Raw genomic sequence first — 21559 nt, 5'->3', positions numbered from 1 at the left:
CCGGCCCACCCCGCCCCGACGAACCCGGCCCGACCAACCCCGCCCGACCCGCCCGTCAGCAGCCGCAGCGGCTCAGTGGTGGAAGCCGCTGCGCCGGGGCATCCCCAGCTCGCCGAGCGGCGCGGGCTGGCGCTCCAGCTCGGGCAGCAGCCGCCGCAGGTCGGCCAGCAGCAGGTCCGCCAGGTCCCGGGTGAACCCGTTGCGGCAGACCACCCGCAGCACCGCCAGGTCGGTCCGCCCCTCCGGGAAGGTGTACGCGGGCACCTGCCATCCGCGCTCGCGCAGCCGCCGCGAGACGTCGAACACGTCGAACGGGCAGCCGTCGGTGGTGGTGAACGCGAACACCGGCAGCTGGTCGCCCTTGGTGATCATCCGGAACGGCCCGAGCCCGGCGATCTCCTTGACCAGGTACCCGGCGACGTCCCGGCAGGCCTGCTGGACCGCGCGGTACCCGGTGAACCCGAGCCGCAGGAAGGAGTAGTACTGGGCGACCACCTCCGCCCCCGGCCGGGAGAAGTTCAGCGCGAAGGTCGGCATCTCGCCGCCCAGGTAGTTGACCTTGAACACCAGCTCCTCGGGCAGCGCCGCCCCGTCCCGCCACAGCGCCCAGCCGACCCCGGGGTAGACCAGTCCGTACTTGTGGCCGGAACAGTTGATCGAGGCCACCCGGGGCAGCCGGAAGTCCCACACCAGCTCCGGGTCCAGGAACGGCGCGACCATGCCGCCGGACGCCCCGTCCACGTGCACCGGCACGTCCAGCCCGGTGCGCTCCTGGAAGGCGTCCAGGGCGGCGCAGATCTCGGCGATCGGCTCGTACGAGCCGTCGAAGGTGGAGCCGAGGATGCCGACCACGCCGATGGTGTTCTCGTCGCAGTGCGCCACCGCCTCCTCGGCGCTCAGGTGGAAGCGCTCGCCCTCCATCGGGACCAGCCGTGCCTCGACCTCCCAGAAGTTGCAGAACTTCTCCCAGCAGACCTGCACGTTGACGCCCATCACCAGGTTCGGCCGGGCCCCGGCGGCGTACCGGTCGGCGTTGCGGGCCGTCCAGCGGCGCTTGAGCGCCATCCCGGCGAGCATGCACGCCTCGCTGGAGCCGGTGGTCGAGCAGCCCACCGCGGCCGCCGGGTCGGGCGCGTGCCACAGGTCGGCGAGGATCGCCACGCAGCGCCGCTCCAGTTCGGCGGTCTGCGGGTACTCGTCCTTGTCGATCATGTTCTTGTCGCGGCACTCGGACATCAGCCGGTCCGCGTGCTCGTCCATCTGGGTGGTGACGAAGGTCGCCAGGTTGAGCCTGGCGTTGCCGTCCAGCATCAGCTCGTCGTGGATCAGCTGGTAGGCGACGTCCGGCGGGACCGGCACCTGGGGCAGCCGGTGCAGCGCCGGGGCGAGCTGCATCGCGCCCAGCGGATCGGTCAGCACGTGCAGCGGGCTGAACGGCAGCCTGCGCTCCTCCTCGCCCTGTCCCTTGTGCAACGCCATGGCGAACCGTCCCTCCACTCGTGGAACCTCCACGGTGGCACCGGCCCACCGCCCCCGCACCCGCGGCAGCCGGGGCCGGACCGGGGTCGGACGGGGCCGGGCGGCGGCGGTCAGGACGCGGCGGTCTCCGGGTGGTGCTGCTCGCGGAGGGACGCGAACTGCTGGCGCACCGCGCCGCCGACCGCCAGGTCGTGCTCCTGGTCGGGGGCGAGCACGGTCAGGTCGGGCAGCTCCCAGTGCGGGGGCTCGGGCGTCCCGGCGAGCGCCCAGGCGGCCTGCCGGGCCGCGCCGCGCGCCGCGTGGTCGCCGCCCGGCGGGGGCACCACCACGGGCAGCCCGAACAGCTGCGGCGCGATCTGCTGCACGGCGGGCAGCCGTCCGGCCGTTCCCAGCAGGAACACCCGGTTCACCGCCACCCCGTGCCCGCGCAGCACGTCCAGCGCCTCGGCCAGGTTGCACAGCATGCCCTCGACGGCGGCCCGCGCCACGTGCTGCGGCGCCATCGACTCGGCCCGCAGCCCGGTCAGGGTGCCCGCCGCGTGCGGCAGCTTCGGGGTCCGCTCGCCGTCCAGGTACGGCAGGAAGACCATCCCGTACGCGCCGGGCGAGGACTGCAGGGCCAGCTCGGACAGGCCCTCCAGGTCGGTGCCGAGCATCGCGGCGGTGGAGCGCAGCACCTGCGCGGCGTTCAGGGTGGCCACCATCGGCAGGTGCCGGCCGGTGGCGTCCGCGAACGAGGAGACCAGGCCGGACGGGTCGACCACCGCCCGGTCGTGCACCGCGAAGATCGTGCCGTTGCCGCCCAGCGAGACCACCGCGTCGCCGAGCCCCAGGCCGAGGCCGAGCGAGGCGGCCATGTTCTCCCCGGTGCCGGCCGAGATCAGCAGCCCCTCGGGGGTGTGCCCGGCGGGCTCGGCCGGGCCGAGCACGTCCGGGACGGCCAGCTCGTGGCCGAGCGCCAGCTTGATCAGGTCCTGCCGGTACTCGCCGGTGACCGGCGACCAGTAGCCGGTGCCGGAGGCGTCGCCGCGGTCCGTGGTGCGCCGCTTCGGGCCGCCCAGCAGCTGGGAGACCAGCCAGTCGTGCGGCAGCAGCACCTCGGCGATCCGCTGCGCCGACACCGGCTCGAACTCGGCCAGCCAGCGCAGCTTGGCGATGGTGTACGTGGGGCCCGGCACCGCGCCGATCGCCTCCACCCAGGGCTGCGGGCCGCCCAGCGCGTCCAGCAGGGCGGCCGCCGCGCCCGCCGAGCGGGGGTCGTTCCACAGCAGGGCGGGCCGCACCAGCACGCCTCCGGCGTCCAGCCCGATCAGGCCGTGCTGCTGGCCGGAGACCCCGATCGCCCGGACGCCCTCCAGCAGGCCCCCGGCGGCGGCGTCGCCCAGCGAGTGCAGCCAGCTCTGCGGGTCGACCTCGGTGCTCCGGGCGTCCTCGCCCTCGGGCAGCGGGTGTGGGGCCCGCCCCTTCCGGAGGACGGCGCCGGTGTCGGCGTCGCACGCGACGATCCGGGTGCGAGTGGTGGAGCTGTCGATGCCCGCGACGATGGCCATGCCGAGATCATGCCGCAGTCGGCGCCCGGGGCGGGCCCGACTGCCGCAAGTGTTGCCCAGTCGGTACCGGAACCACCCCGTCCGGCGACCGCCCGCCCCCGCCCGACCGCGTCCGCCGGCTCAGGGGCGGACGGTGCCCCAGTCGTCGTCCCCGCCGTGCTGCTTGGCGAAGTACGGGACGCGGTCGGTCAGCGCGTTCGGGAGCTTCTCGCCGACCTTGTCGGCGACCGCCCCGGCGGCCTTCCCGGCCACCGCGCCCGCCTGTTGCTTGGCCTTCCCGGCCGCGTCCTGCACCCGGGGGTTGTCCCGCACCTGCCGGGCCGCGCCGGCCAGCTGCTCGTAGCGTTCGCGCCCGGCCCGGGTACCGAGGACGTACCCGATCCCGAGGCCCACGATCAACGACACCTTCCACATGCCTGGGTTCCACCCTTCGTCGCCGCGCGATTGTGTGCCGCGTCTACCCGTCCGGCCGGGCCGTGAACCGCCCTGCCGGTGGCGGGTCCGGGCCAGCCGGAGCCGCCGTGCACCAGCATCCCCGTCCGCACCGCGGGGCGCGCGCGGGGCACGCCGGTCCGGCCCGCCGTGGGGGCGGGCCCGGGGTGGGGGAGCGGGCCGGGCAAAGCGATTGGCGGAACACCCCCCTGAGTGCGCTAATGTATGTCCCGCAGCGAGCACCGTGGGCCCCGGAGCGATCCGGAGACCGGGGTGGGCGAGGCGGAAGCACGATCCTCCATAGCTCAATTGGCAGAGCAGCCGACTGTTAATCGGCAGGTTATTGGTTCGAGTCCAATTGGAGGAGCACGGTCCCCCATAGCTCAATTGGCAGAGCAGCCGACTGTTAATCGGCAGGTTATTGGTTCGAGTCCAATTGGGGGAGCTTCACCGGAAGTCGCGGTGATCGGTACAGAGCGAGGGCCCTTCGGCGAGACCGAGGGGCCCTCGTGTTTTCCCGGTCGGACCCGGCTCGACCGGCCGGACCCCGCTCAGCCGGAGGCCCGCCGGTACAGGTCGGCGACGTGCGCGTCGAAGGCCACGCTGTACGAGGTGTCCGGGCTGAGGCCGCCCTCCTGGTGGCCCCCTATCACCCCGACCAGCCGGCCCGCGTCGGTGATCCACGGACTGCCGCTGGTGCCGTTGGTGAACCCGCCGCAGTCGAAGCGCTGCTGGGTGGCGCTGTACGAGGAGGTGCGGGCCCGGCAGGTGATCGGGGCGTCCTGCTCGTTGGGGTAGCCGGTGACGGTGACGTCCAGCCCGGAGCCGAGGCCGGTGCCGAGCGTGTCGGCGCCCACCGCGTCCTCGAGCTGCCGGCCGTCGACGGGGGCGACGGTGAGGAAGGCGACGTCGTGGTCCTCGTCCTGTTCGTTCTGCCACTCGGGGTCGAGGGTCGTCCTGGTGACCGGCCACGTCCCGTGCGGGGCCCGGCCGTCCCGGTAGCCGGGGACGAACACCAGGCCGTCCACCGGGACGCCGCCGGGGGCCGCGCAGTGCGCGGCCGTCACGATCAGGTTCCGGCCGGGGCTGTGCACCACGCCGGCGGTGCAGTCGCGGGCGCCTTCGGGGCCGTCGACGAACAGTGCGCCGATCCGGTCGGCGGTCGGGCCGGCGGTGGCGGGGCGGGCGGACGGCAGCGGTCCGGAGCCGGCCCGGGCGGCGGTGCCGCAGCCGGTCGCGGCCAGCAGCAGGGCCAGCGCGCCGGCGGCGGCCGGGAGGGGCCGGATCGGGGGGAGGTGCGGGGCACCGTCGCTCGCTTCTGCTCGGCGGTTTGCCCGGGGTGCCGGGCGGCGGTCGCAGCAAGGTCTACCAGGGCTCTCGCGGGCCGGGCAACCGGCGGCCGGCGGCCGCCCCCGGAGTCCGGGGCCGCCGCCCGGCGCGGGGACCGACGCGGTGTCACGAGCTGCCGGACGCCTGCTGGTAGAGCGCCCGCACCTGGCTGCCGAAGTAGCTGCTGTAGGAGGTGTCGGCGGTGTCGCCGCCCTCCTGGTAGCCGCCGATCACGCCGATCACGGTGCCGGTGCGGGTCGTCGGGTCGAGCCGGGTGACCCAGGGGCTGCCGCTGGTGCCGCCGGTGTAGCCGGGGCAGTCGATCCGCAGCTGGGTGGGGCTCTGCTCGGTGGTGGTGTTGCTGCAGGTGATCGGCTGGTCGGCGCTGCTCGGGTACCCGGTGACCTTCACGGTCAGGGCGTAGCCCGGGTCGGTGCCGAGCCGGTTGGCGCCCAGCACCTCCTGCACCTGCTGCCCGTTCTGCGGCTGCACGGTGGCGAAGGCCACGTCCAGGTCCTGGTTGCCGCTGCTGCGCCAGGACGGGTCGACGGTCACCGCGTCGACCGGCCAGACGCCGGACGGGGTGTCGCCGTCCCGGTAGCCGGGGACGAACACCAGGTCGGTGCGGGTCCGGCCGGTGCGCGGTTCGACCAGACAGTGCGCGGCGGTCAGGACCAGGTTCCGGCCGGGGCTGTCCACCACGCTGGCGGTGCAGAAGTGGTCGCCGTCCGGGCCGTGCGCGAACACCGCGCCGACCCGGCTGTTCAACGGCGTCGGCGCGGCGGTGCGGGTCGTCCCGCGGCGCTTGTCGACCGCCCCGCGCAGCCGCTGCCGGCTCCAGCCGTGCGCGGCCGGGGCACCGGAGGAGAGCGTGGCCGGGGCCGACGGCGAGGGGCCGTCCGCCGGGCGGCCGGCGGAACCGCACCCGGCCACCGCCGCGACCAGGACCGCCGCCCACGCCGCCGCACCCGCGGACCGCTTCATCCCGGCCACCCGCTCCCGCTCGCGCCAACCCGACGACCAAGCGTCACCCGCCCGTGGAGGGCCCGCCACTGACGCGCCGCCACCACCCGCGGAGGCCCGGCCGACCGGGGCCGCGACCGCCCGGGACCGGGCCGACGCGCGGTGCGGACGGGCGGCGAGGCCGGGCCTACCCGGATGCGCCCCCGGCGCGCAGCACGGGTGATCGACCGGCTATGCTGCCGAGGGCGGCCCTGAGGGGCCGTCTGCTGCTGCCAGGACCGCTTCGTCGGCCCCGGCGGGTCGAGTCGGGGGGCGGTAGCTCAGCCGGTTAGAGCAGGGGACTCATAATCCCTTGGTCGTGGGTTCGAGTCCCACCCGCCCTACCTCGGCCGCTGACGGAGAGTCAGCCGACCGCGCCCCCTGATCAGGGAAGACGCCGGGCACGCCACGCAAACTGTAGAGCACCGCGACGCCGTTCGGCCCGCGTCCGGGCCGGGATTCACCCGCCAGTGGACATGCGCGGGCGGCGGAGTTCACGAGCCGACCGGCCGACCGTCCCGCACGTCCGCACCGCGCCGGAGCCGTGCCGCCACCGCTGGCGACGAGGGCGGGCGCACGGGGCGGTTCCCGACCCCGCCGGTGAAGGCACCCGGCGCCGGGTACGCGGCCGCGGGCCCCGCTCGCGGACGGCGCGGGGGCTGCCGGGCTCTCCGGGCGCGAACACCCGGCGGGCGGTCGCGCATCGACCGATCGGATGATGCCGGGGTCCACCGGAACGCTCGCCAGGACTGGCCGGTTCGCCGACGAAGCACGGCCGGGGGCGGGGCCACCATGGAGGCAGGACACCGAACTTGCCCGCCGCACCGTCGCACCGCTGCACCGCCGCCCCCGCCCGTCGCCCCGCAACTGTTGAGGCATTCCGTGCTGTACCTGCCGTCCCTCAGGAGGAGGACCGTGATGACCGCCAACGACCGACGCCTGCTCACCGCCGCGCACACCGGCGACCTCGACGCCGCCCGGGCCGCCCTGGCGGAGGGCGCCAACGTGGAGGCCCGCGATCCGGACGGGCGGACGGCGCTGCTGCTGGCCGCGCTCGCCGACCGGGTGCCCGTCGCCGAACTCCTGGTCGCCGCCGGGGCGGACCCGGACGCGCAGGACGCGCGGGAGGACAGCCCCTGGCTGGTCACCGGCGTCACCGGCAGCGTGCCGATGATGCGCGCCCTGCTCCCCGCCGGGCCGGACTTCGGACTGACCAACCGGTTCGGCGGAGTGAGCCTGATCCCCGCCGCCGAACGCGGCCACGTCGGCTACGTGCGGGCCGTGCTCGCGGAGACCGACATCGACGTCGACCACGTCAACCGGCTGGGCTGGACGGCCCTGCTGGAGGCCGTGATCCTCGGCGACGGCGGCCGCGCGCACGCCGAGGTCGTCCGGCTGCTGCTCGCCGCGGGCGCCTCCCCGCGGCTGGCCGACGCCGAGGGCGTGACCCCGCTGCAGCACGCCGAACGGCGCGGCTTCGAAGCCCTCGCCGCCCTGCTCCGCGAAGCCGAGGCCCGGACCGGACACGAGGGCGGGGGCCCCCGGTGACCGCCCGCCGCAGGCGCACCGGCCCGCTGCTGCTGGTGGCCGCACCGGTGCTGGCCGTGCTGCTGGCCGGCTGCGCCGACCCGGACGGCGATGGTGCGGCCGGAGCCCCGGCCGCACCCCGTCCGACGGCAGCCGCCCCGGCGGCCCCGGCCGCGCCGGCCCCGGAAGCCGCCGCGGAACCCACCCCGGCCGGGACGCTGCTGGTGGCCGACTTCGGGGCCGACACCGCGACGTTCGTCGACCCGGCGCGCGGCGCGATCGGCTCGGTGCGGGTCGGCACGGCGCCGTACGCGGTGGCGGTCGGGCCGGACGGGCACGCCTGGGTGAGCACCGCGGAGGGCGTCGCCGAGATCGACACCCGGGCCCGCACCCTGGTCCGGAGCATCCCGTACCGGACGCGGACCGGGCCGGCGGGCACCGGCGAGTACCGGGGCGGCGGCATGGGCCTGGCCCTGTCGCCCGACGGCACCCGGCTGTACGTCGGCGTGAACGTACCGGAGGGCAACGGCGTGCTGGAGGTCGTCGACACCGCGAAGGGCGAGGTCACCGGGGTGGCCCCGGTCGGCCGGCGGCCCTTCGACGTCGACGTCTCGCGGGACGGACGGGAGGTCTACGCGACCGGCCACGACTCCTTCGACGTGACGGTGGTCGCGGCGGACGGCCTGGCCACCCGGCGGATCCAGGTCGCCCCCTACGGCACGGAGGGCGGCCTCGGCTCCTGGCTGAAGCCGCACTACACGGCGGTCCGGCCGAGCGACGGCAAGCTGCTGCTGCCCTTCGAGGGCGAGCGCCTCGCCGTGGTCGACCCGGCCACCGGCCGGGTGGAGATCGAACCGATGACCGCCGACACCCACCAGCACGGCGCCACCGTCGCCCCGGACGGACGGCTGCTGGTGGTCGGCTCCGGCCCGATCACCGGCGACGACCGGGGCCCCAGCCTGACGGTCCGCAACCCCGACGGCACCGAACGGGTCTACCCGCTCGGCATCCCGCACGAGAACGTGGCCCTCTCCGCGGACGGGCGGACGGCCTACGTCACCGGCGGCTTCACCCGGGACGGCTACTGGGACGGCATCACCCTGGTCGACCTCGACACCGGCACCACCCACCGCCTGGAGGCCGGCCACCGACCACTGGGGGTGGCGGTGCTCTGACGACCAGGCCAGCCCGGGCCGGGCCAGGCCGGGCGAGCCCGGGCCGGGCCCGGCGGGGCGGGCGGCGGGCAGGCCCTAGGGTGGGCGGATGCTTCCTGCCGCCGCGCTGCCCACGCCGTTGACGCCGGTCGACGACCCGGAGTTCGCCGCTGCGGGTGCGGAGCTGTGGCTGAAGCGGGACGACCTGGCGCACCCGAGCGTGCCCGGCAACAAGTGGCGCAAGCTCGCGCCGAACCTGGAGCGGGCGGTGGCGGACGGCGCCCGGGGGCTGCTCACCTACGGCGGGGCGTACTCCACGCACGTGCGGGCGGTGGCGGCCGCCGCCCGGGGGCTCGGGCTGGCCAGCACCGGCGTGATCCGCGGGGCGGAGCTCGCCGGGCAGCCGCGCAACTGGTCGCTGGCCCGGGCCGAACGGGACGGAATGGTGCTGGAGTTCGTCGAGCGCTCCGCCTACCGGGCGCTGGCGGGCGGCGGGCAGGAGCGACGGGCCGGGTACTACGTGCTGCCGGAGGGCGGCTCCAACGGCCTGGCGGTGCGCGGCGCCGCGGTGACCGCGGCGGAACTCGCCGACGCCCTCCCGAACTTCGGCCCCCGGGACGTGGTGTGCTGCCCGGTCGGCACCGGCGGCACCCTGGCCGGGATCGCGGCGGGCCTGCCGGCCGGCCCGCGAGCGCTCGGCGTGGCGGTCCTCCGCGGCGAGGGCTACCTGGAGGCCGAGGTGACGGCCCTGCACCGGGCCGGCTACGGTCGGGAGTTCCCCAACTGGCAGCTGGTGCACGGCTGGCACGGCGGCGGCTACGGCCGGGTGCCACCGGAGCTGGAACGATTCGCCTCGTGGTTCGGGACGGCGTACGGAGTGCCGGTGGAGCGCCGGTACGTGGCGAAGGCGCTGTGGGCGGTGTACGGCCTGCTGCGGGCGGGCGAGTTGCGGGGGCTCCGGGTGACGGTGGTGGTGACGGGGCTGCCCGACCCGGTGGGCTGAGACCCCCGGTCGTGGACCGGGGGCGGGTGGTCAGCCGAAGTTGAGGTCGCTGCAGAGGTCGGCGTCGGCGGGGCGGGTGTTGCCGGTGATGCCGGACGGGATGGCGGACGGCAGGGCGCCGGGGGAGGCGCTGCCGAGGCCCGCGGTGTCGTCCTGGGCGGTGCCGTCGGGCAGGCCGGGGGTGTCGGCGCGGTCCTGGCCGAGGGTGAGCACGATGCTGTCGGTGGCGGTGCTGCGGAGTTCGGCGCCGGGGTAGAGCTGGGCGAGGTGTTCGGCGGCGGCGCGCTGGGAGGGGGCGTACTCGATCAGGGTGGTGCGGCGGGCCGGGGTGTTGGCGCCGATGGTGATGTCGGTGTAGCCGTTGCCGCGCAGCGCGAGCGCGGTGCGGCCGGCCAGCCCGGCCGTCTTGGCGGCGTTGTGCACGGTGACGGGCACGTCCAGCGTCGCCGCGCCGCCCGGATCGGCCGTCGCACTCGCCGTTGCGGTTGCGGTGGCGGTGGCGGTGGCCGTCGCGGAGGGCGAGGCGCCGGGGCCCGGTTCGAGGCCCGGGCTCGCGCCCGCCCCCTGGCTCGCACTCGCACTCGCCGCCGGGTTCGCGCTCGCGCTCGCGTTGCCGGTGGGGTGGCCGTCGAGGGTGCGGTCCTGGCGCAGCAGGTTCCACAGGATGCTCGCGTCGGGTTCGACCACGGCGACCCGGGCGCCCTGGAAGCGCCAGGGGAGGGTGACGAACTGGATGTCGGAGAGCTGGATGTCCTGGAGGGACTGGGCGAACTCGGCGAGCTTGTAGGGGGAGCCGAGTTCGGGGTCGACGGTGAGCGACCTGGTGGCGGCGTCGGCCAGCGGCAGCAGGGTGGTCAGGTCGAAGCCCCTGCCCTGCACCTTCTTGATCAGCGAGGACATGAAGGCCTGTTGGCGGAGCATCCGGCCGATGTCGGAGCTGTCGCCGAGGCCGTGCCGCGCCCGGACGTAGTCCACGGCCTGCTGCCCGGAGACGGTCTGCCGGCCCTTGGTGAGGTGGATCCCGTACGAGTCCACGTCGTTGGGGACGCAGACGTCGACGCCGCCGACGGCGCTGGTGATGGCGGCGAAGCCCTTGAAGTCGACCACCAGGGTGTGGTCGACCCGCAGGCCGGTCAGCGCCTCGACGGTGTTCTGCGTGCAGGCCGGGTTGCCGGCCTTGAACTCGCCGATGGTGAAGGCGGAGTTGAACATCTGGTTGGTCCGGCTCTGGCTCCACTTGCCGCTGGGCAGCAGGCAGGGCGGGATGGTGACCAGGGTGTCGCGGGGTATCGACACACCGACGGCGTGCTTGTGATCGGCGTAGACGTGCAGCAGGATCGCGGTGTCGGAGTGGCCCACGCCCTCGTCGCCGCCGCCCAGCGAGCTGTTGCCGTCGTCGCGGGTGTCGGAGCCGAGCAGCAGGACGTTGACGGGGCGTCCGCCGGTGGGCGCGGGAGTGGCGACCGGGGGGCGGCTGGAGGCGATGCCCTCGGGCGCGAAGGTCGTGATGTTGTGGTCGAGCCGCTGGTAGTACCAGGCTCCGGTGCCGGCTGCGGCGACGACGAGTGCGGCGGCGGTGGCTCCCAGGCCCCGGGCTATTCGGCGGCCGCGGGAGCGGTTCGGGGCGGCCTTCTGCTTGGCGTCGGTCATCGGTCGGCGGTCTCTCTGCGCGCAGCGGCAACTGGTGCCCGAGGGCAGGCACTCGGCTGATCCGCCGCACTGCGGATCGGCACTCGTCACTACTTGGACGGTTCGGCGGGCGGAATGGTTACACGCGAACCATCTTTTTCGAGAGTTTTTTCGAGCCGGTGGAACCGGGCAGGTCAGCGGCCCTGTTCGGGGGCCGGGGGAGTGCCGGTGGAGTCGAGCATCCGCCGCAGCAGGTCGCGCAGTTGGGCGCGTTCGTCGCTTTCGAGGGCGGCCAGCGGTTCGCGGGCGAAGTTCAGCGACTCGCGCAGTTCGGCGGAGGCGGAGCGGCCGGAGTCGGTGGCGACCACCAGCTTGACCCGGCGGTCCTGCGGGTCGGACTCCCGGGTGACGAAGCCGCGCCCCTCCAGCCGGTCGACGATGCCGGTGATGTTGGACGGCTCGCAGGAGAGGGTCTGGGCGATGTGCCGCATCGGCATCGGCCCGCGCCGGAGCAGGGCCAGCACCTTGGCCTGGGCGCCGGTGAGCGAGCGGGCGGCCGCGGCCTCCTCGTACTCGCGGTGGAAGAGGCCGACCAGGCGCGCCATCAGGTCGACGACCTCCAGCGTGATCGGGTCGGCGGTCGGTACCCGCTCCTCCGTCATGGCCTGCTCCTCCCGCTGTTCCATGCGTTCGAGTCTAGCTGAACATTTGACAACGTGAACCTTTCATCCTCACGATTGCTTTAGTCGATGAATATTTCACTCTGAGGAGTATGTGATGGCAGAGCAGCACGCCCTCCCCGCCACCGGCCGCGAGTGGCACCTGGCCGCGCGCCCGCAGGGCTGGCCCGTCCCCGCGGACTTCGCCCTGGTCGAGGCGCCGGTCCGGCAGCCCGGCCCCGGCGAGATCACGGTGCGCAACGCCTACCTCTCGGTCGACCCCTACATGCGCGGGCGCATGGCGTCCAGTAAGTCGTACGCAGCACCGTATGAGCTGGACGAGCCCATGCAGGGTGGCGCGGTCGGTCGGGTCGTCGCTTCGCAGGCCGAGGGTTTCGCCGAAGGCGACTACGTTCTCCACTTCTTCGGCTGGCGGGAGTACGCAACCTTCGATGCCCGGACGGCCGTCAAGGTCTCCCCGGACGCGGCACCGCTCTCCACCTACCTCGGTGTGCTGGGCATGCCAGGCCTGACCGCTTACGCCGGGCTCACCCGCATCGCGGAGGTCAAGCCGGGCGACGTGGTGTTTGTGTCCGGCGCGGCTGGCGCGGTAGGCGGCATCGTCGGCCAGATCGCCAAGCTCAAGGGTGCGGCTAGGGTGATCGGCTCCGCCGGCTCGGACGACAAGGTCGAGCTCCTGGTGAAGGAGTACGGCTTCGACGCAGCGTTCAACTACAAGAACGGTCCGGTCGCCGAGCAGCTCGCGAAGGCCGCGCCCGACGGCATCGACGTGTACTTCGACAACGTCGGCGGCGAGCACCTCGAAGCGGCCATCGCGGCGATGAACCTGCACGGCCGGATCGTGGTCTGCGGCATGATCTCGCAGTACAACGCGACTGAGCCGACCCCGGCCCCGCGCAACCTGGCGCAGATCATCGCCAAGCGCTTCCGCATGGAGGGGCTGCTGGTCGGCGACCACTACGACCTCCAGCCGAAGTTCGTCGAGGAGGTCTCGGCGTGGGTCCGCTCGGGTGAGCTGAAGTACCGAGAGACGGTGACCCAGGGCATCGACAGTGCGCTGGACGCCTTCCTCGGCATGCTCGAAGGTCAGAACGTCGGCAAGATGCTGATCAAGCTTCCGGAGTAGTCGGACCGGGCCTGCCCGACTCCGCTCGGGGTGCGGGCGGGCCTGTGGAACGTCCTCGAGGGCCAACCTCTGGCGTCACGTGGGAGCAACTATGACTGCAATGACGAAGAACGAGTCAGCCCTGCTGCTCCTGGCGGACGACCGCCAGCGGCTGTGTCCGAAAGGTTACAGGGACCAGTACGCGACGGTGGAGAGGAGAACGTCCGTCGCGGCGATCTTGGCTTCCGGACCTGTGGCGCTACTCGGTGCGTCGAACGCGATGTAGCCGTGGGTCTTCTCGCCTGCGTTCAGGTCCCCCGAGGAAAGGTCTGGCTTGTACCCGGCTGCAGCGAGGTCCACGTCCCAGCGGGAACCGTCCGGGCCGACAAGCGTGAAGTACAACGGATTGAAGGACATGTGTCCGGACGTCACGGCGATGTCCACGGTCGCCACCAGCCAGCCGCCATGTTGGGGCGTACTGAACTGGTCCCCCGGCTTGGTGGTGTAGTGAGCTTGGCTGACCGTTTCGGTGTACGCCCCGTCCTCGTTTTTGACCTGGACGGACTGGCCCATGGTGTAGGTCGGTACTCCGCCCGGGGCTGATGTTCCGGGCGTGTCCGTCGGGCTGCTCACACCTGTCGCTGCGGGCGACGAGGCGGGCGCGGTCGTGGTGCCAGTCGACACGCAGGACGTCAGGAGAGTGAGGGAGAGTGCGCCGAGGCCGATGCCAAATGTGATCTTGGACATCCAATCACGCTAGGTCGAGTAAAACCGACCGGCAACCGCAGACAGGCGCTGACCACAGGACATGGCGGACCGTGTTCGACTCGACGAAATCGGTTGTCAAGGGGCCGACATGCGCGGCCGGATGAACGACGTGAAGTCCTACGTCCCGCCGTACGCGCTGGACGCGCCGATGGACGGCGGGGCGGTCGGGTACGTGGTGGCCTCCGCGGCGGAGGGCTTCGCGGTCGGCGACGCCGTGCTGCACGGGCTGGGCTGGCGCGAGTACGCGACGCTGGACGCCGCGCACGCCGTCAAGGTCGACCCGGAGCTCGCCCCGCTCTCCGCCTACCTGGGCGTGCTGGGGATGCCCGGGCTGACCGCGTACGCCGGGCTGCTGGAGGTCGCCTCGTTCGAGGAGGGCGACACCGTCTTCGTCTCCGGCGCGGCCGGCGCGGTCGGCTCGCTGGTCGGGCAGATCGCCCGGCTCAAGGGCGCGAAGCGGGTCATCGGCTCGGCCGGCTCCGCCGAGAAGGTCGCCACCCTGGTCGAGGAGTACGGCTTCGACGCCGCGTTCGACTACAAGGCCGGCCCGGTCGCCGAGCAGCTCGCCGCGGCCGCCCCCGAGGGCATCGACGTGTACTTCGACAACGTCGGCGGCGAGCACCTGGAGGCCGCGATCGGCGCGCTCAACGTGCACGGCCGGGTCACCCTGTGCGGCGCCATCGCCCAGTACAACGACACCTCCGCCCCGGCCGGGCCGCGCAACCTGGCGCTCGCCATCGGCAAGCGGCTGCGCCTGCAGGGCATGATCGTCGGCGACCACGCCGCGCTGCGCGGGCAGTTCGCCGCCGAGGTCGGCGGCTGGCTGCGCAGCGGCGAGCTGCGCTCCGACGAGACCGTGGTCGAGGGCGTGGAGAACGCCGTCGACGCCTTCGTCGGCATGCTGCGCGGCGCCAACACCGGGAAGATGGTGGTCGCGGTCTGACGCCGCGTCGCCTGTCGGACCGTCAGCACGCCCCCGCCGGAGCGCGATCCGCGGCGGGGGCGCACGCGTGCGGCCGTTCGGGGGAGGTGGGGGCCGTGAGGGTAGACCTCTCGGGCGAACCGACTAGCATGGGGTGAAAGCTTGTCCGTTTTGCTCGATTTGATGACCTAATGTCGAATAAGTTGAGCTCCCCGGGGTAGCCACTGATCAGGACCCACCGGCGACGGAGCGAGGCAGCTGGGGAAGGCGACCCTCGTCCACAGCCAGGAGGTCCCGGTGACGACACGTGGTGTGCTCTACATCCACTCCGCGCCCCGCGCGCTGTGCCCGCACGTCGAGTGGGCGGTCGCGGGAGTGCTCGGGGTACGGATCAACCTCGACTGGATCAGGCAGCCCGCCGCACCCGGGCACTGGCGGTCCGAACTCTCCTGGCAGGGGGAGCCCGGCGCCGCCTCCAAGCTCGCCTCCGCGCTGCGCGGCTGGCAGCTGCTGCGGTACGAGGTGACCAGCGAGCCCTGCGCCACGGCGGAGGGCGAGCGGTACTCCTCCACGCCCGCGCTCGGCATCTTCCACGCCGTCACCGGCGTCCACGGCGACATCCTGATCCCCGAGGACCGGCTGCGCGCCGTGCTGCTGCGGGCCCGCAACGAGGGCGGCGACCTGGAGTCGGAGATCGCCAAGCTGCTCGGCAAGCCCTGGGACGACGAGCTGGAGCCGTTCCGGTACGCGGGCGAGGGCGCGCCGGTGCGCTGGCTGCACCAGGTGGTGTGAACGCGTGAGGGGGTGCGGGGCCCGGCCCCGCACCCCCCTCACGGGCGCTCGCGTCAGACGGTGCGGAAGGCCAGCACCACGTTGTGGCCGCCGAAGCCGAAGGAGTTGTTGAGGGCGGCGATCCGGCCCTCGACCGGCAGCTTGCGGGCCTCGTCGCGGACGATGTCGGCGTCGATGTCGTCGTCCAGGTCGACCACGTTGACCGTGGGCGGGGCGATCCGGTTGTACAGGGCCAGCACGGTGGCGACGGTCTCGATGCCGCCGGCGCCGCCCAGCAGGTGGCCGGTCATCGACTTGGTGGCGGAGATCGCCACGTGGTCGAGGTGCTCGCCCAGGGTGCGGCGCAGCGCCTTGATCTCGGCGGTGTCGCCCTGCGGGGTCGAGGTGGCGTGCGCGTTGACGTGCACGACCTCCGACTTGTCCAGCTCGTTGCGGGCGAACAGGTCGTCGATGGCGCGGGCCACGCCGGCACCGGTCGGCTCGGGCTGGGCGATGTGGTGGGCGTCCGAGGACAGGCCCTGGCCGATGGCCTCGCAGTAGACCCGGGCGCCGCGGGCGGCCGCGTGCTCGGCGGACTCCAGCACGATCACGCCCGCGCCCTCGCCGAGCACGAAGCCGTCGCGGGCCTTGTCGTACGGGCGGGAGGCGTGCTGCGGGTCCTCGTTGTTCTTGGACATCGCCATCATGTTGGAGAAGGCGACGATCGGCAGCGGGTGGACCGCGGCCTCGGTGCCGCCGGCCACGACCACGTCGGCGCGGCCGGTGCGGATCATCTCGATCGCGTAGCCGATCGCCTCGGCGCCGGAGGCGCAGGCGGAGACGGGGGTGTGCACGCCCGCGCGGGCGCCGACCTCCAGGCCGACGTTGGCCGCCGGGGAGTTGGGCATCAGCATCGGGACGGTGTGCGGGGAGACCTTGCGGACGCCCTGCTCCTTGAGCACGTCGTACTGGTCGAGCAGGGTGGTGACGCCGCCGATGCCGGAGGCGATGACCGCGCCCAGGCGCTCGGGGGCCAGCTCGTTGGAGTCGTCGGTGGCGGGCGCCTGGTAGCCGGCGTCCTTCCAGGCCTCGCGGGCGGCGATCAGCGCGAACTGGGCCGAGCGGTCCAGCTTGCGGGCCAGCGGGCGGGGCAGGATCTCGCCGGGCTCGACGGCCACCCGGGCGGCGATCCGGACCGGCAGGTCGGCCGCCCACTCCTCGGTGAGGGCACGCACGCCGGACTTGCCGGACAGCAGGCCCTCCCAGAAAGTGGCGGCGTCGCCGCCCAGCGGCGTGAAGGCGCCGATACCCGTGACGACCACGGTGCGGTTTTCAGCAGTCACTGGTTTCTTCTTCTCTCACATCTGCGGGGAGGACCGGGGGACCGGCGGGAAAGGGGGCCGGTCGGGGCGCGACCCGCGCGCCCCGACCGGGAGCCTGACGGCAGGTCAGACGTTGGCGACGATGAAGTCCACCGCGTCGCCGACGGTCTTGAGGTTCTTGACCTCGTCGTCCGGGATCTTCGCGCCGAAGCGCTCCTCGGCGGCGACGACGACCTCGACCATGGACAGCGAGTCGACGTCCAGGTCATCGGTGAAGGACTTGTCGAGCGCGACGTCCTCGGTGGGGATGCCGGCGATCTCGTTCACGATCTCGGCGAGACCTTCGAGAACCTCTTCGCGGGTAGCCATATCGGCTGCTCCTTCTCGGTGTTGACAGCGTGCGGTCCGGCGGACCGACGCGGGTTTCCAGGGGTGGGGCGGGGAAGAACGCCTAGGGGAGCGTAACGACCGCGGCCGCGTAGACCAGACCGGCACCGAAGCCGATGATCAGCGCCAGGTCGCCGCTCTTGGCCTCGCCGCGCTCCAGCATCCGCTCCATGGCGAGCGGAATGGAGGCGGCGGAGGTGTTGCCGGTCTCCGCGATGTCGCGGGCCACCGGGACGTTGGGGGGCAGGTCCAGCTTCTTGACCATCGCGTCGATGATCCGCATGTTGGCCTGGTGCGGGATGAACGCGCCCAGCTGGTCGGCGGTGATCCCGGCGGCCTCCAGGGCCTGCTCGGCGACCTTCGCCATGTCGTACACCGCCCAGCGGAAGACCGTCTGGCCCTCCATCCGCAGGGCCGGCCACTTGATCTCCTCGCCCGCGCCGTTGACGGCGTCCGGCTTGGCGAACGCGGTGTCCCAGGCCTGGGTCTGCGAGATCACGTCGGCCTGCGAGCCGTCCGAGCCCCAGATCACCCGGCCGATGCCGGGGGTGTCGGAGGGCCCGACGATCGCGGCGCCCGCGCCGTCGCCGAAGATGAACGCGGTCGACCGGTCGGTGACGTCGGTCAGGTCGGACAGCCGCTCCACGCCGATCACCAGCACGTACTCGGCGCTGCCGCCGCGCACCATGCCGTCGGCCAGGCTCAGGCCGTAGCCGAAGCCCGCGCAGGCGGCCGAGATGTCGAACGCCGGGGCGGTGCCGCAGCCGAGCCGCTGGGCGATCTCGGTGGCGATCGCCGGGGTCTGCTTCAGGTGCGAGACGGTGGCGACGATCACGCCGCCGATCTGCTCCGGGCGGATGCCGGCCATCGCCACGGCCTTGCCGGCGGCCTGCACCGACATCTCGGCGACGCTCTCCTCCGGCCCGGCCCAGCGGCGCTCGGCGATCCCGGACCGGGTGCGGATCCACTCGTCCGAGGAGTCGATCCAGTTCAGCACCTCGGAGTTGGGGATCACCCGGGTCGGCCGGTAGCCGCCCACGCCGTGGATGCGGGAGTACTGGGCGCCGGTGGCCGGCCTGATGGTTGCGCTCATGCGCTCTTCTCCTGGTTGCCGTGCTCGGCCACGAGTTCGCGGGCCTTGTCGAGATCGGCGGGGGTCTTCAGGGCCAGCGTGGCGACACCCTTGACGTTGCGCTTGACCAGGTTGGTGAGGGTTCCGGCGGGGGACAGCTCGATCACGGCGGTCGCGCCGAGCTGCTGCAGGGTCTCCATGCACAGGTCCCAGCGGACCGGGTTGGAGACCTGCGAGACCAGGCGGGCGAGCACCTCGGCGCCGGAGCCGACCACCTCGCCGTCCTTGTTCGACAGGTACGCGACGGCCGGGTCCGCGGTGGTCAGGGTCGGGGCCAGCTTCTCCAGCCGCTCCACGCCCGGGGCCATGTGCGCGGTGTGGAACGCGCCCGCGACCTTCAGCGGGATCAGCCGCGCGCCGGCCGGCGGGTCCGCCTTCAGCGCGGCCAGCTGCTCCAGCGTGCCGGCCGCGACGATCTGGCCGCCGCCGTTGTTGTTCGCCGGGGTCACGCCGTGTTCGGCGAGCTTCGCGGCGACCGCCTCCGGGTCGCCGCCGAGCACCGCGGTCATGCCGGTCGCGGTCTGCGCCGCGGCCTGCGCCATGCCCAGGCTGCGCTCGCGGACGAAGCCCAGCGCGTCCTGCTCGGACAGCACTCCGGCCAGCGCCGCGGCGGTGATCTCGCCGACGCTGTGGCCGGCGACCGCGCCGACCTGCCCGGCGAAGCCCTGCGGGAACAGCGCCGCGGCGGTCACCAGGCCGGCCGCCACCAGCAGCGGCTGGGCGACGGCAGTGTCCTTGATCTCCTCCTCGGAGGCCTCGGTACCGGCGTGCACCAGGTCGAGGCCGGCCGTCGCCGACCACTGGCGGAGCCGGTCGGCGGCGCCGTCCAGTTCGAGCCAGGGGTTGAGGAAGCCGGGAGTCTGGGCACCCTGTCCAGGGGCGACGATAACAAGCACGGTTCAACCCTCTCTCGCCGGACGCCCGGGGGCGGGTAGGCGACGATGACGAAGAAAAGCACGTCAGCTTGTGGATTCCCTACAGTTCGCTCAGCCCTGGTCGGACCCGGAACCGAGACGCCCCAGAGCAAGGGCGATGCGCAGGGTGAATGCCGAACGTACGTCTGATGGAGCATAGCCGGTGACATCTGTCACACGACGCAGCCGGTAGCGCACGGTGTTCGGGTGGACGAAGAGCATCCGGGCCGCGCCCTCCAGGGAGGACGCCTGCTCCAGATAGACACTCAGCGTCTCCAGGAGTGCCGAGCCGGCCTCCTCCAGGGGTGTGTAGATCTCCTCCACCAGCTGACGGCGCGCCACCTCGTCGCCGGCCAGCGCCCGTTCCGGCAGCAGGTCGTCCGCCAGCACCGGGCGGGGCGCGTCCGGCCAGGCCGCGCACGCCTTCAGGCCCTGCGCGGCGGCGTGCGCCGAGCGGGTCGCCGACAGCAGGTCGCCGACCGTCGGACCGACCACCACCGGGCCCGGCGCGAACTGACCGATCAGCGCCCGGGCCGCGTGCACCGGCTCCTTGTCACCGCCGACCACCACCACCAGGCGGCGGCCCAACACACCCGTCAGGACGTGCAGTTTCGCGTACCGGGCGGCCCGCCGGATCGCCTCCACCACCAGCTCGCTGTCCCCGTCCGGGGCGCTGCCCATCACCACCCGCACCTGGCTCGGCTGCCCCCAGCCCAGCGCCGCCGCCCGGGACAGCACGCCCTCGTCGGCGTCCCCGGACAGCAGCGAGTTCACCACCAGCGCCTCCAGCCGGGCGTCCCACGCACCGCGCGCCTCGGCGGCCTGCGCGTACACCTGGGCGGTGGCGAAGGCGATCTCCCGGGCGTAGACCAGCACCGATTCGCGCATCCCCGCCTCGTCGCCGGGCGCGGCCACCTCCCCGATGGCCTCCTCCATCACCTCGATGGTGGTGCGGATCAGCTCCACGGTCTGCCGCAGCGTGATCGCCCGGGTCAACTCCCGCGGCGCGGTGCCGAACACGTCCGTGGAGATCGCCTGCGGCGCCTCCGGGTGCCGGTACCACTCGGTGAACGCCGCGATGCCCGCCTGCGCCACCAGACCGATCCACGAGCGATGCTCCGGCGGCATCCGGCGGTACCACGCCAACTGGTCGTCCATCCGGGCGATCGCCGCGGACGCCAGCTTCCCCGCCGACTTCTCCAGCCGCTTCAGCGTGGCCGCCCGCAACTCCGCCCGCTCGGCGGCCAGTCGGCGCTCCTCGGCCGTCATCCGCCCCCGCCCCGGCACCCCGGCCGGGCGCGCGGACGCGGCGGAGCGCCGGGCCGGCTTCTTCTCCGGGGCCTTCTCGGCGGACCGCTCCGGGGAGGAGCGCTCACCGGAGGACCGGTCGGCGGGCTTGTCGGGTTTCGCTGAAGCGGATGGCACGGCACTAGCCTGCCTCACCCCGGCGGGTGCTCGTGCACGCCGGGCCCGATGTCGTCCGGTGGCACCCGTCACACCGGCTACCGTGGTGCCCGTGAGCGTGGATTCTTCGCCCCAGGACGGGCAGGCATTCGAACCCCTCGAACCGGCGTCCGGACCCGCCCGGAAAGAACGCGGCCGGGCCGACCTGCGGCGCGCCGCCGAGCGCTACCTGTCGGAACCCGCCGAAGGCATCACCACCCGGCACGCCTTCTCCTTCGCCGGCCACTACGACCCGAAGAACACCTCCTTCGGCGCGCTGCTCGCCTGCAACGAGGAGACGCTCGCCCCCGGCGCCGGGTACGAGGCGCACCGGCACAGCGACACCGAGATCGTCACCTGGGTGGTGTCGGGCGCCCTCGCCCACCGCGACGACGCCGGCCACGCCAGCGTGGTCCGGCGCGGCACCGTCCAGGTGCAGTCCACCGGGACGGGCATCAGCCACACCGAACGCAACCCCGGCGGCGCCACCGAACCGGTCACCTTCGTCCAGATGTGGCTCCAGCCCGATCAGTACGGCGCCGCCCCCGGCTTCGGACTCGCCCCCGTCCCCGACGGCGACGGCCTCACCCTGCTCGCCTCCGGACGGGACGCCGACGCGGACCGGGCCCTGCGACTGCGCCGCGGCGACGCCGCGCTCTGGCTGGTCCGGACCCCGGCCTGGATGCCGCTGCCCGAACTCCCCGCCGCCCCCTACCGCTACGTCCACGTGGTGGCCGGCTCGGTCGGCTACCGCACCGTCCCCGGCCCGCAGGGCGGCGGCCGCTCGGCCGGGCCCGGCGACTCCGTCCGCATCACCGGCGACGCGTTCGCCGACCCGACGGCGGGGGAGGACGGCGTCGAACTGCTGCTCTGGGAGATGCGCACGCCTGTGCAGTTCGGCTGAGAGCTGCTGCGCGAGCGGGATGGTGCGCACGCAGGGGCGCGGGGAACTGCGCGCAGCGGAGGAGCACGTCGGCAAGGTCGTGGAGCGGGCGGTGAGTTGATGCCGC

At 73.6% G+C, this 21559-nt stretch carries 19 protein-coding genes, 3 tRNA genes and 1 pseudogene; 10 read left to right on the top strand and 13 right to left on the bottom strand.

Annotated features, from left to right (window positions below):
- Positions 1 to 72 precede the first annotated feature (72 nt).
- The 3 genes from OU787_RS09415 to OU787_RS09405 all read right to left on the bottom strand — a co-directional run bounded on the left by OU787_RS09415 (position 73) and on the right by OU787_RS09405 (position 3422).
- The gene (locus OU787_RS09415) at positions 73 to 1479 is read right to left on the bottom strand and encodes a glutamate decarboxylase (protein ID WP_268659084.1); all 1407 of its coding nucleotides are present in this window, start codon (positions 1477 to 1479) and stop codon (positions 73 to 75) included.
- Positions 1480 to 1589: 110 nt separating this feature from the next.
- Positions 1590 to 3029 (bottom strand): FGGY family carbohydrate kinase, encoded by a 1440-nt coding sequence (locus OU787_RS09410; RefSeq protein ID WP_030458586.1) that lies wholly within the window; start codon positions 3027 to 3029, stop codon positions 1590 to 1592.
- 120 nt (positions 3030 to 3149) lie between these two features.
- Entirely contained in the window at positions 3150 to 3422 is a 273-nt protein-coding gene (locus tag OU787_RS09405; protein WP_123818482.1) for a hypothetical protein, read from the bottom strand.
- A gap of 333 nt (positions 3423 to 3755) precedes the next feature.
- Between OU787_RS09405 and OU787_RS09400 the strand changes: the two genes are divergently transcribed.
- Together OU787_RS09400 and OU787_RS09395 are read left to right on the top strand one after the other, a co-directional pair.
- Positions 3756 to 3828: transfer RNA gene (locus OU787_RS09400), tRNA-Asn, on the top strand.
- Between the two features lie 5 nt (positions 3829 to 3833).
- Positions 3834 to 3906, top strand: a tRNA-Asn gene (locus OU787_RS09395).
- 106 nt (positions 3907 to 4012) lie between these two features.
- Here the strand turns inward: OU787_RS09395 and OU787_RS09390 are convergent.
- Both OU787_RS09390 and OU787_RS09385 read right to left on the bottom strand, forming a co-directional pair.
- Positions 4013 to 4558, bottom strand: coding sequence for a trypsin-like serine peptidase (locus OU787_RS09390; RefSeq protein ID WP_268659083.1), 546 nt, complete (start codon positions 4556 to 4558; stop codon positions 4013 to 4015).
- Between the two features lie 358 nt (positions 4559 to 4916).
- Positions 4917 to 5774, bottom strand: a complete 858-nt coding sequence (locus OU787_RS09385) for a trypsin-like serine peptidase (RefSeq protein WP_268659082.1) — start codon at positions 5772 to 5774, stop codon at positions 4917 to 4919.
- A 288-nt stretch (positions 5775 to 6062) separates the two neighbouring features.
- Between OU787_RS09385 and OU787_RS09380 the strand changes: the two genes are divergently transcribed.
- The 4 genes from OU787_RS09380 (at position 6063) to OU787_RS09365 (ending at position 9476) form a co-directional block, all read left to right on the top strand.
- Positions 6063 to 6136: transfer RNA gene (locus OU787_RS09380), tRNA-Ile, on the top strand.
- Between the two features lie 574 nt (positions 6137 to 6710).
- Complete coding sequence (locus tag OU787_RS09375; RefSeq protein WP_268659081.1) at positions 6711 to 7340, top strand: ankyrin repeat domain-containing protein; 630 nt, start codon at positions 6711 to 6713, stop codon at positions 7338 to 7340.
- Positions 7337 to 8494, top strand: coding sequence for a YncE family protein (locus tag OU787_RS09370; RefSeq protein WP_268659080.1), 1158 nt, complete (start codon positions 7337 to 7339; stop codon positions 8492 to 8494). Before OU787_RS09375 ends, OU787_RS09370 begins: the two co-directional genes overlap by 4 nt.
- 88 nt (positions 8495 to 8582) lie before the next feature.
- The gene (locus tag OU787_RS09365; RefSeq protein ID WP_268659079.1) at positions 8583 to 9476 is read left to right on the top strand and encodes a 1-aminocyclopropane-1-carboxylate deaminase/D-cysteine desulfhydrase; all 894 of its coding nucleotides are present in this window, start codon (positions 8583 to 8585) and stop codon (positions 9474 to 9476) included.
- A gap of 30 nt (positions 9477 to 9506) precedes the next feature.
- Here the strand turns inward: OU787_RS09365 and OU787_RS09360 are convergent, their stop codons facing one another.
- A complete protein-coding gene (locus OU787_RS09360; RefSeq protein ID WP_268659078.1) occupies positions 9507 to 11126 on the bottom strand; it encodes an LCP family protein in 1620 nt (539 codons plus the stop codon).
- A 173-nt stretch (positions 11127 to 11299) separates the two neighbouring features.
- Entirely contained in the window at positions 11300 to 11791 is a 492-nt protein-coding gene (locus OU787_RS09355) for a MarR family winged helix-turn-helix transcriptional regulator (RefSeq protein WP_268659077.1), read from the bottom strand.
- A 91-nt stretch (positions 11792 to 11882) separates the two neighbouring features.
- Here OU787_RS09355 and OU787_RS09350 point away from each other — a divergent pair, with 91 nt between their 5' ends.
- Positions 11883 to 12911 carry an NADP-dependent oxidoreductase gene (locus OU787_RS09350; protein ID WP_268659076.1) on the top strand — a complete coding sequence of 343 codons (1029 nt, stop codon included), beginning with the start codon at positions 11883 to 11885 and terminating at the stop codon, positions 12909 to 12911.
- Positions 12912 to 13076: 165 nt separating this feature from the next.
- Here OU787_RS09350 and OU787_RS09345 read toward each other — a convergent pair whose 3' ends face one another.
- The gene (locus OU787_RS09345; protein ID WP_268659075.1) at positions 13077 to 13637 is read right to left on the bottom strand and encodes a DUF4352 domain-containing protein; all 561 of its coding nucleotides are present in this window, start codon (positions 13635 to 13637) and stop codon (positions 13077 to 13079) included.
- A gap of 109 nt (positions 13638 to 13746) precedes the next feature.
- Between OU787_RS09345 and OU787_RS09340 the strand changes: the two are divergent.
- Both OU787_RS09340 and OU787_RS09335 read left to right on the top strand, forming a co-directional pair.
- Positions 13747 to 14601: pseudogene (locus tag OU787_RS09340) on the top strand (NADP-dependent oxidoreductase); the annotation flags it as partial.
- A gap of 276 nt (positions 14602 to 14877) precedes the next feature.
- Complete coding sequence (locus OU787_RS09335) at positions 14878 to 15372, top strand: DUF3145 domain-containing protein (protein WP_268659074.1); 495 nt, start codon at positions 14878 to 14880, stop codon at positions 15370 to 15372.
- A 53-nt stretch (positions 15373 to 15425) separates the two neighbouring features.
- Here OU787_RS09335 and fabF read toward each other — a convergent pair whose 3' ends face one another.
- From fabF to OU787_RS09310, 5 genes are all read right to left on the bottom strand, one after another.
- Complete coding sequence (gene fabF / locus OU787_RS09330; RefSeq protein WP_030458572.1) at positions 15426 to 16694, bottom strand: beta-ketoacyl-ACP synthase II; 1269 nt, start codon at positions 16692 to 16694, stop codon at positions 15426 to 15428.
- Between the two features lie 105 nt (positions 16695 to 16799).
- Positions 16800 to 17042 (bottom strand): acyl carrier protein, encoded by a 243-nt coding sequence (locus tag OU787_RS09325; RefSeq protein WP_014135627.1) that lies wholly within the window; start codon positions 17040 to 17042, stop codon positions 16800 to 16802.
- 82 nt (positions 17043 to 17124) lie between these two features.
- Positions 17125 to 18153, bottom strand: a complete 1029-nt coding sequence (locus tag OU787_RS09320) for a beta-ketoacyl-ACP synthase III (protein ID WP_030458571.1) — start codon at positions 18151 to 18153, stop codon at positions 17125 to 17127.
- The gene (locus OU787_RS09315; RefSeq protein WP_030458570.1) at positions 18150 to 19088 is read right to left on the bottom strand and encodes an ACP S-malonyltransferase; all 939 of its coding nucleotides are present in this window, start codon (positions 19086 to 19088) and stop codon (positions 18150 to 18152) included. Before OU787_RS09315 ends, OU787_RS09320 begins: the two co-directional genes overlap by 4 nt.
- Before the next feature lie 90 nt (positions 19089 to 19178).
- Positions 19179 to 20375: a PucR family transcriptional regulator gene (locus OU787_RS09310; protein ID WP_051816642.1), complete on the bottom strand. Its 1197-nt coding sequence runs from the start codon at positions 20373 to 20375 to the stop codon at positions 19179 to 19181.
- A gap of 247 nt (positions 20376 to 20622) precedes the next feature.
- On the opposite strand from OU787_RS09310, the gene OU787_RS09305 reads away from it, so the two are divergent.
- Complete coding sequence (locus OU787_RS09305) at positions 20623 to 21453, top strand: pirin family protein (protein ID WP_268659073.1); 831 nt, start codon at positions 20623 to 20625, stop codon at positions 21451 to 21453.
- Positions 21454 to 21559: the final 106 nt, after the last annotated feature.

This window comes from Kitasatospora sp. YST-16, from assembly GCF_026802215.1.
Classification (GTDB): domain Bacteria; phylum Actinomycetota; class Actinomycetes; order Streptomycetales; family Streptomycetaceae; genus Kitasatospora; species Kitasatospora cineracea.
Note: the sequence above shows the minus strand (reverse complement) of the source record. Positions and strands in the feature narration are given on the sequence as shown.

Bases quoted from the DNA above. Each gene is read 5' to 3' on its own strand.
- OU787_RS09355 (WP_268659077.1), bottom strand. From the start codon at position 11,791: ATGGAACAGCGGGAGGAGCAGGCCATGACGGAGGAGCGGGTACCGACC.
- OU787_RS09320 (WP_030458571.1), bottom strand. From the start codon at position 18,153: ATGAGCGCAACCATCAGGCCGGCCACCGGCGCCCAGTACTCCCGCATC.
- OU787_RS09365 (WP_268659079.1), top strand. From the start codon at position 8,583: ATGCTTCCTGCCGCCGCGCTGCCCACGCCGTTGACGCCGGTCGACGAC.
- OU787_RS09360 (WP_268659078.1), bottom strand. From the start codon at position 11,126: ATGACCGACGCCAAGCAGAAGGCCGCCCCGAACCGCTCCCGCGGCCGC.
- OU787_RS09345 (WP_268659075.1), bottom strand. From the start codon at position 13,637: ATGTCCAAGATCACATTTGGCATCGGCCTCGGCGCACTCTCCCTCACT.
- OU787_RS09325 (WP_014135627.1), bottom strand. From the start codon at position 17,042: ATGGCTACCCGCGAAGAGGTTCTCGAAGGTCTCGCCGAGATCGTGAAC.
- OU787_RS09385 (WP_268659082.1), bottom strand. From the start codon at position 5,774: ATGAAGCGGTCCGCGGGTGCGGCGGCGTGGGCGGCGGTCCTGGTCGCG.
- OU787_RS09310 (WP_051816642.1), bottom strand. From the start codon at position 20,375: ATGACGGCCGAGGAGCGCCGACTGGCCGCCGAGCGGGCGGAGTTGCGG.
- OU787_RS09375 (WP_268659081.1), top strand. From the start codon at position 6,711: ATGACCGCCAACGACCGACGCCTGCTCACCGCCGCGCACACCGGCGAC.
- OU787_RS09415 (WP_268659084.1), bottom strand. From the start codon at position 1,479: ATGGCGTTGCACAAGGGACAGGGCGAGGAGGAGCGCAGGCTGCCGTTC.
- OU787_RS09410 (WP_030458586.1), bottom strand. From the start codon at position 3,029: ATGGCCATCGTCGCGGGCATCGACAGCTCCACCACTCGCACCCGGATC.
- OU787_RS09350 (WP_268659076.1), top strand. From the start codon at position 11,883: ATGGCAGAGCAGCACGCCCTCCCCGCCACCGGCCGCGAGTGGCACCTG.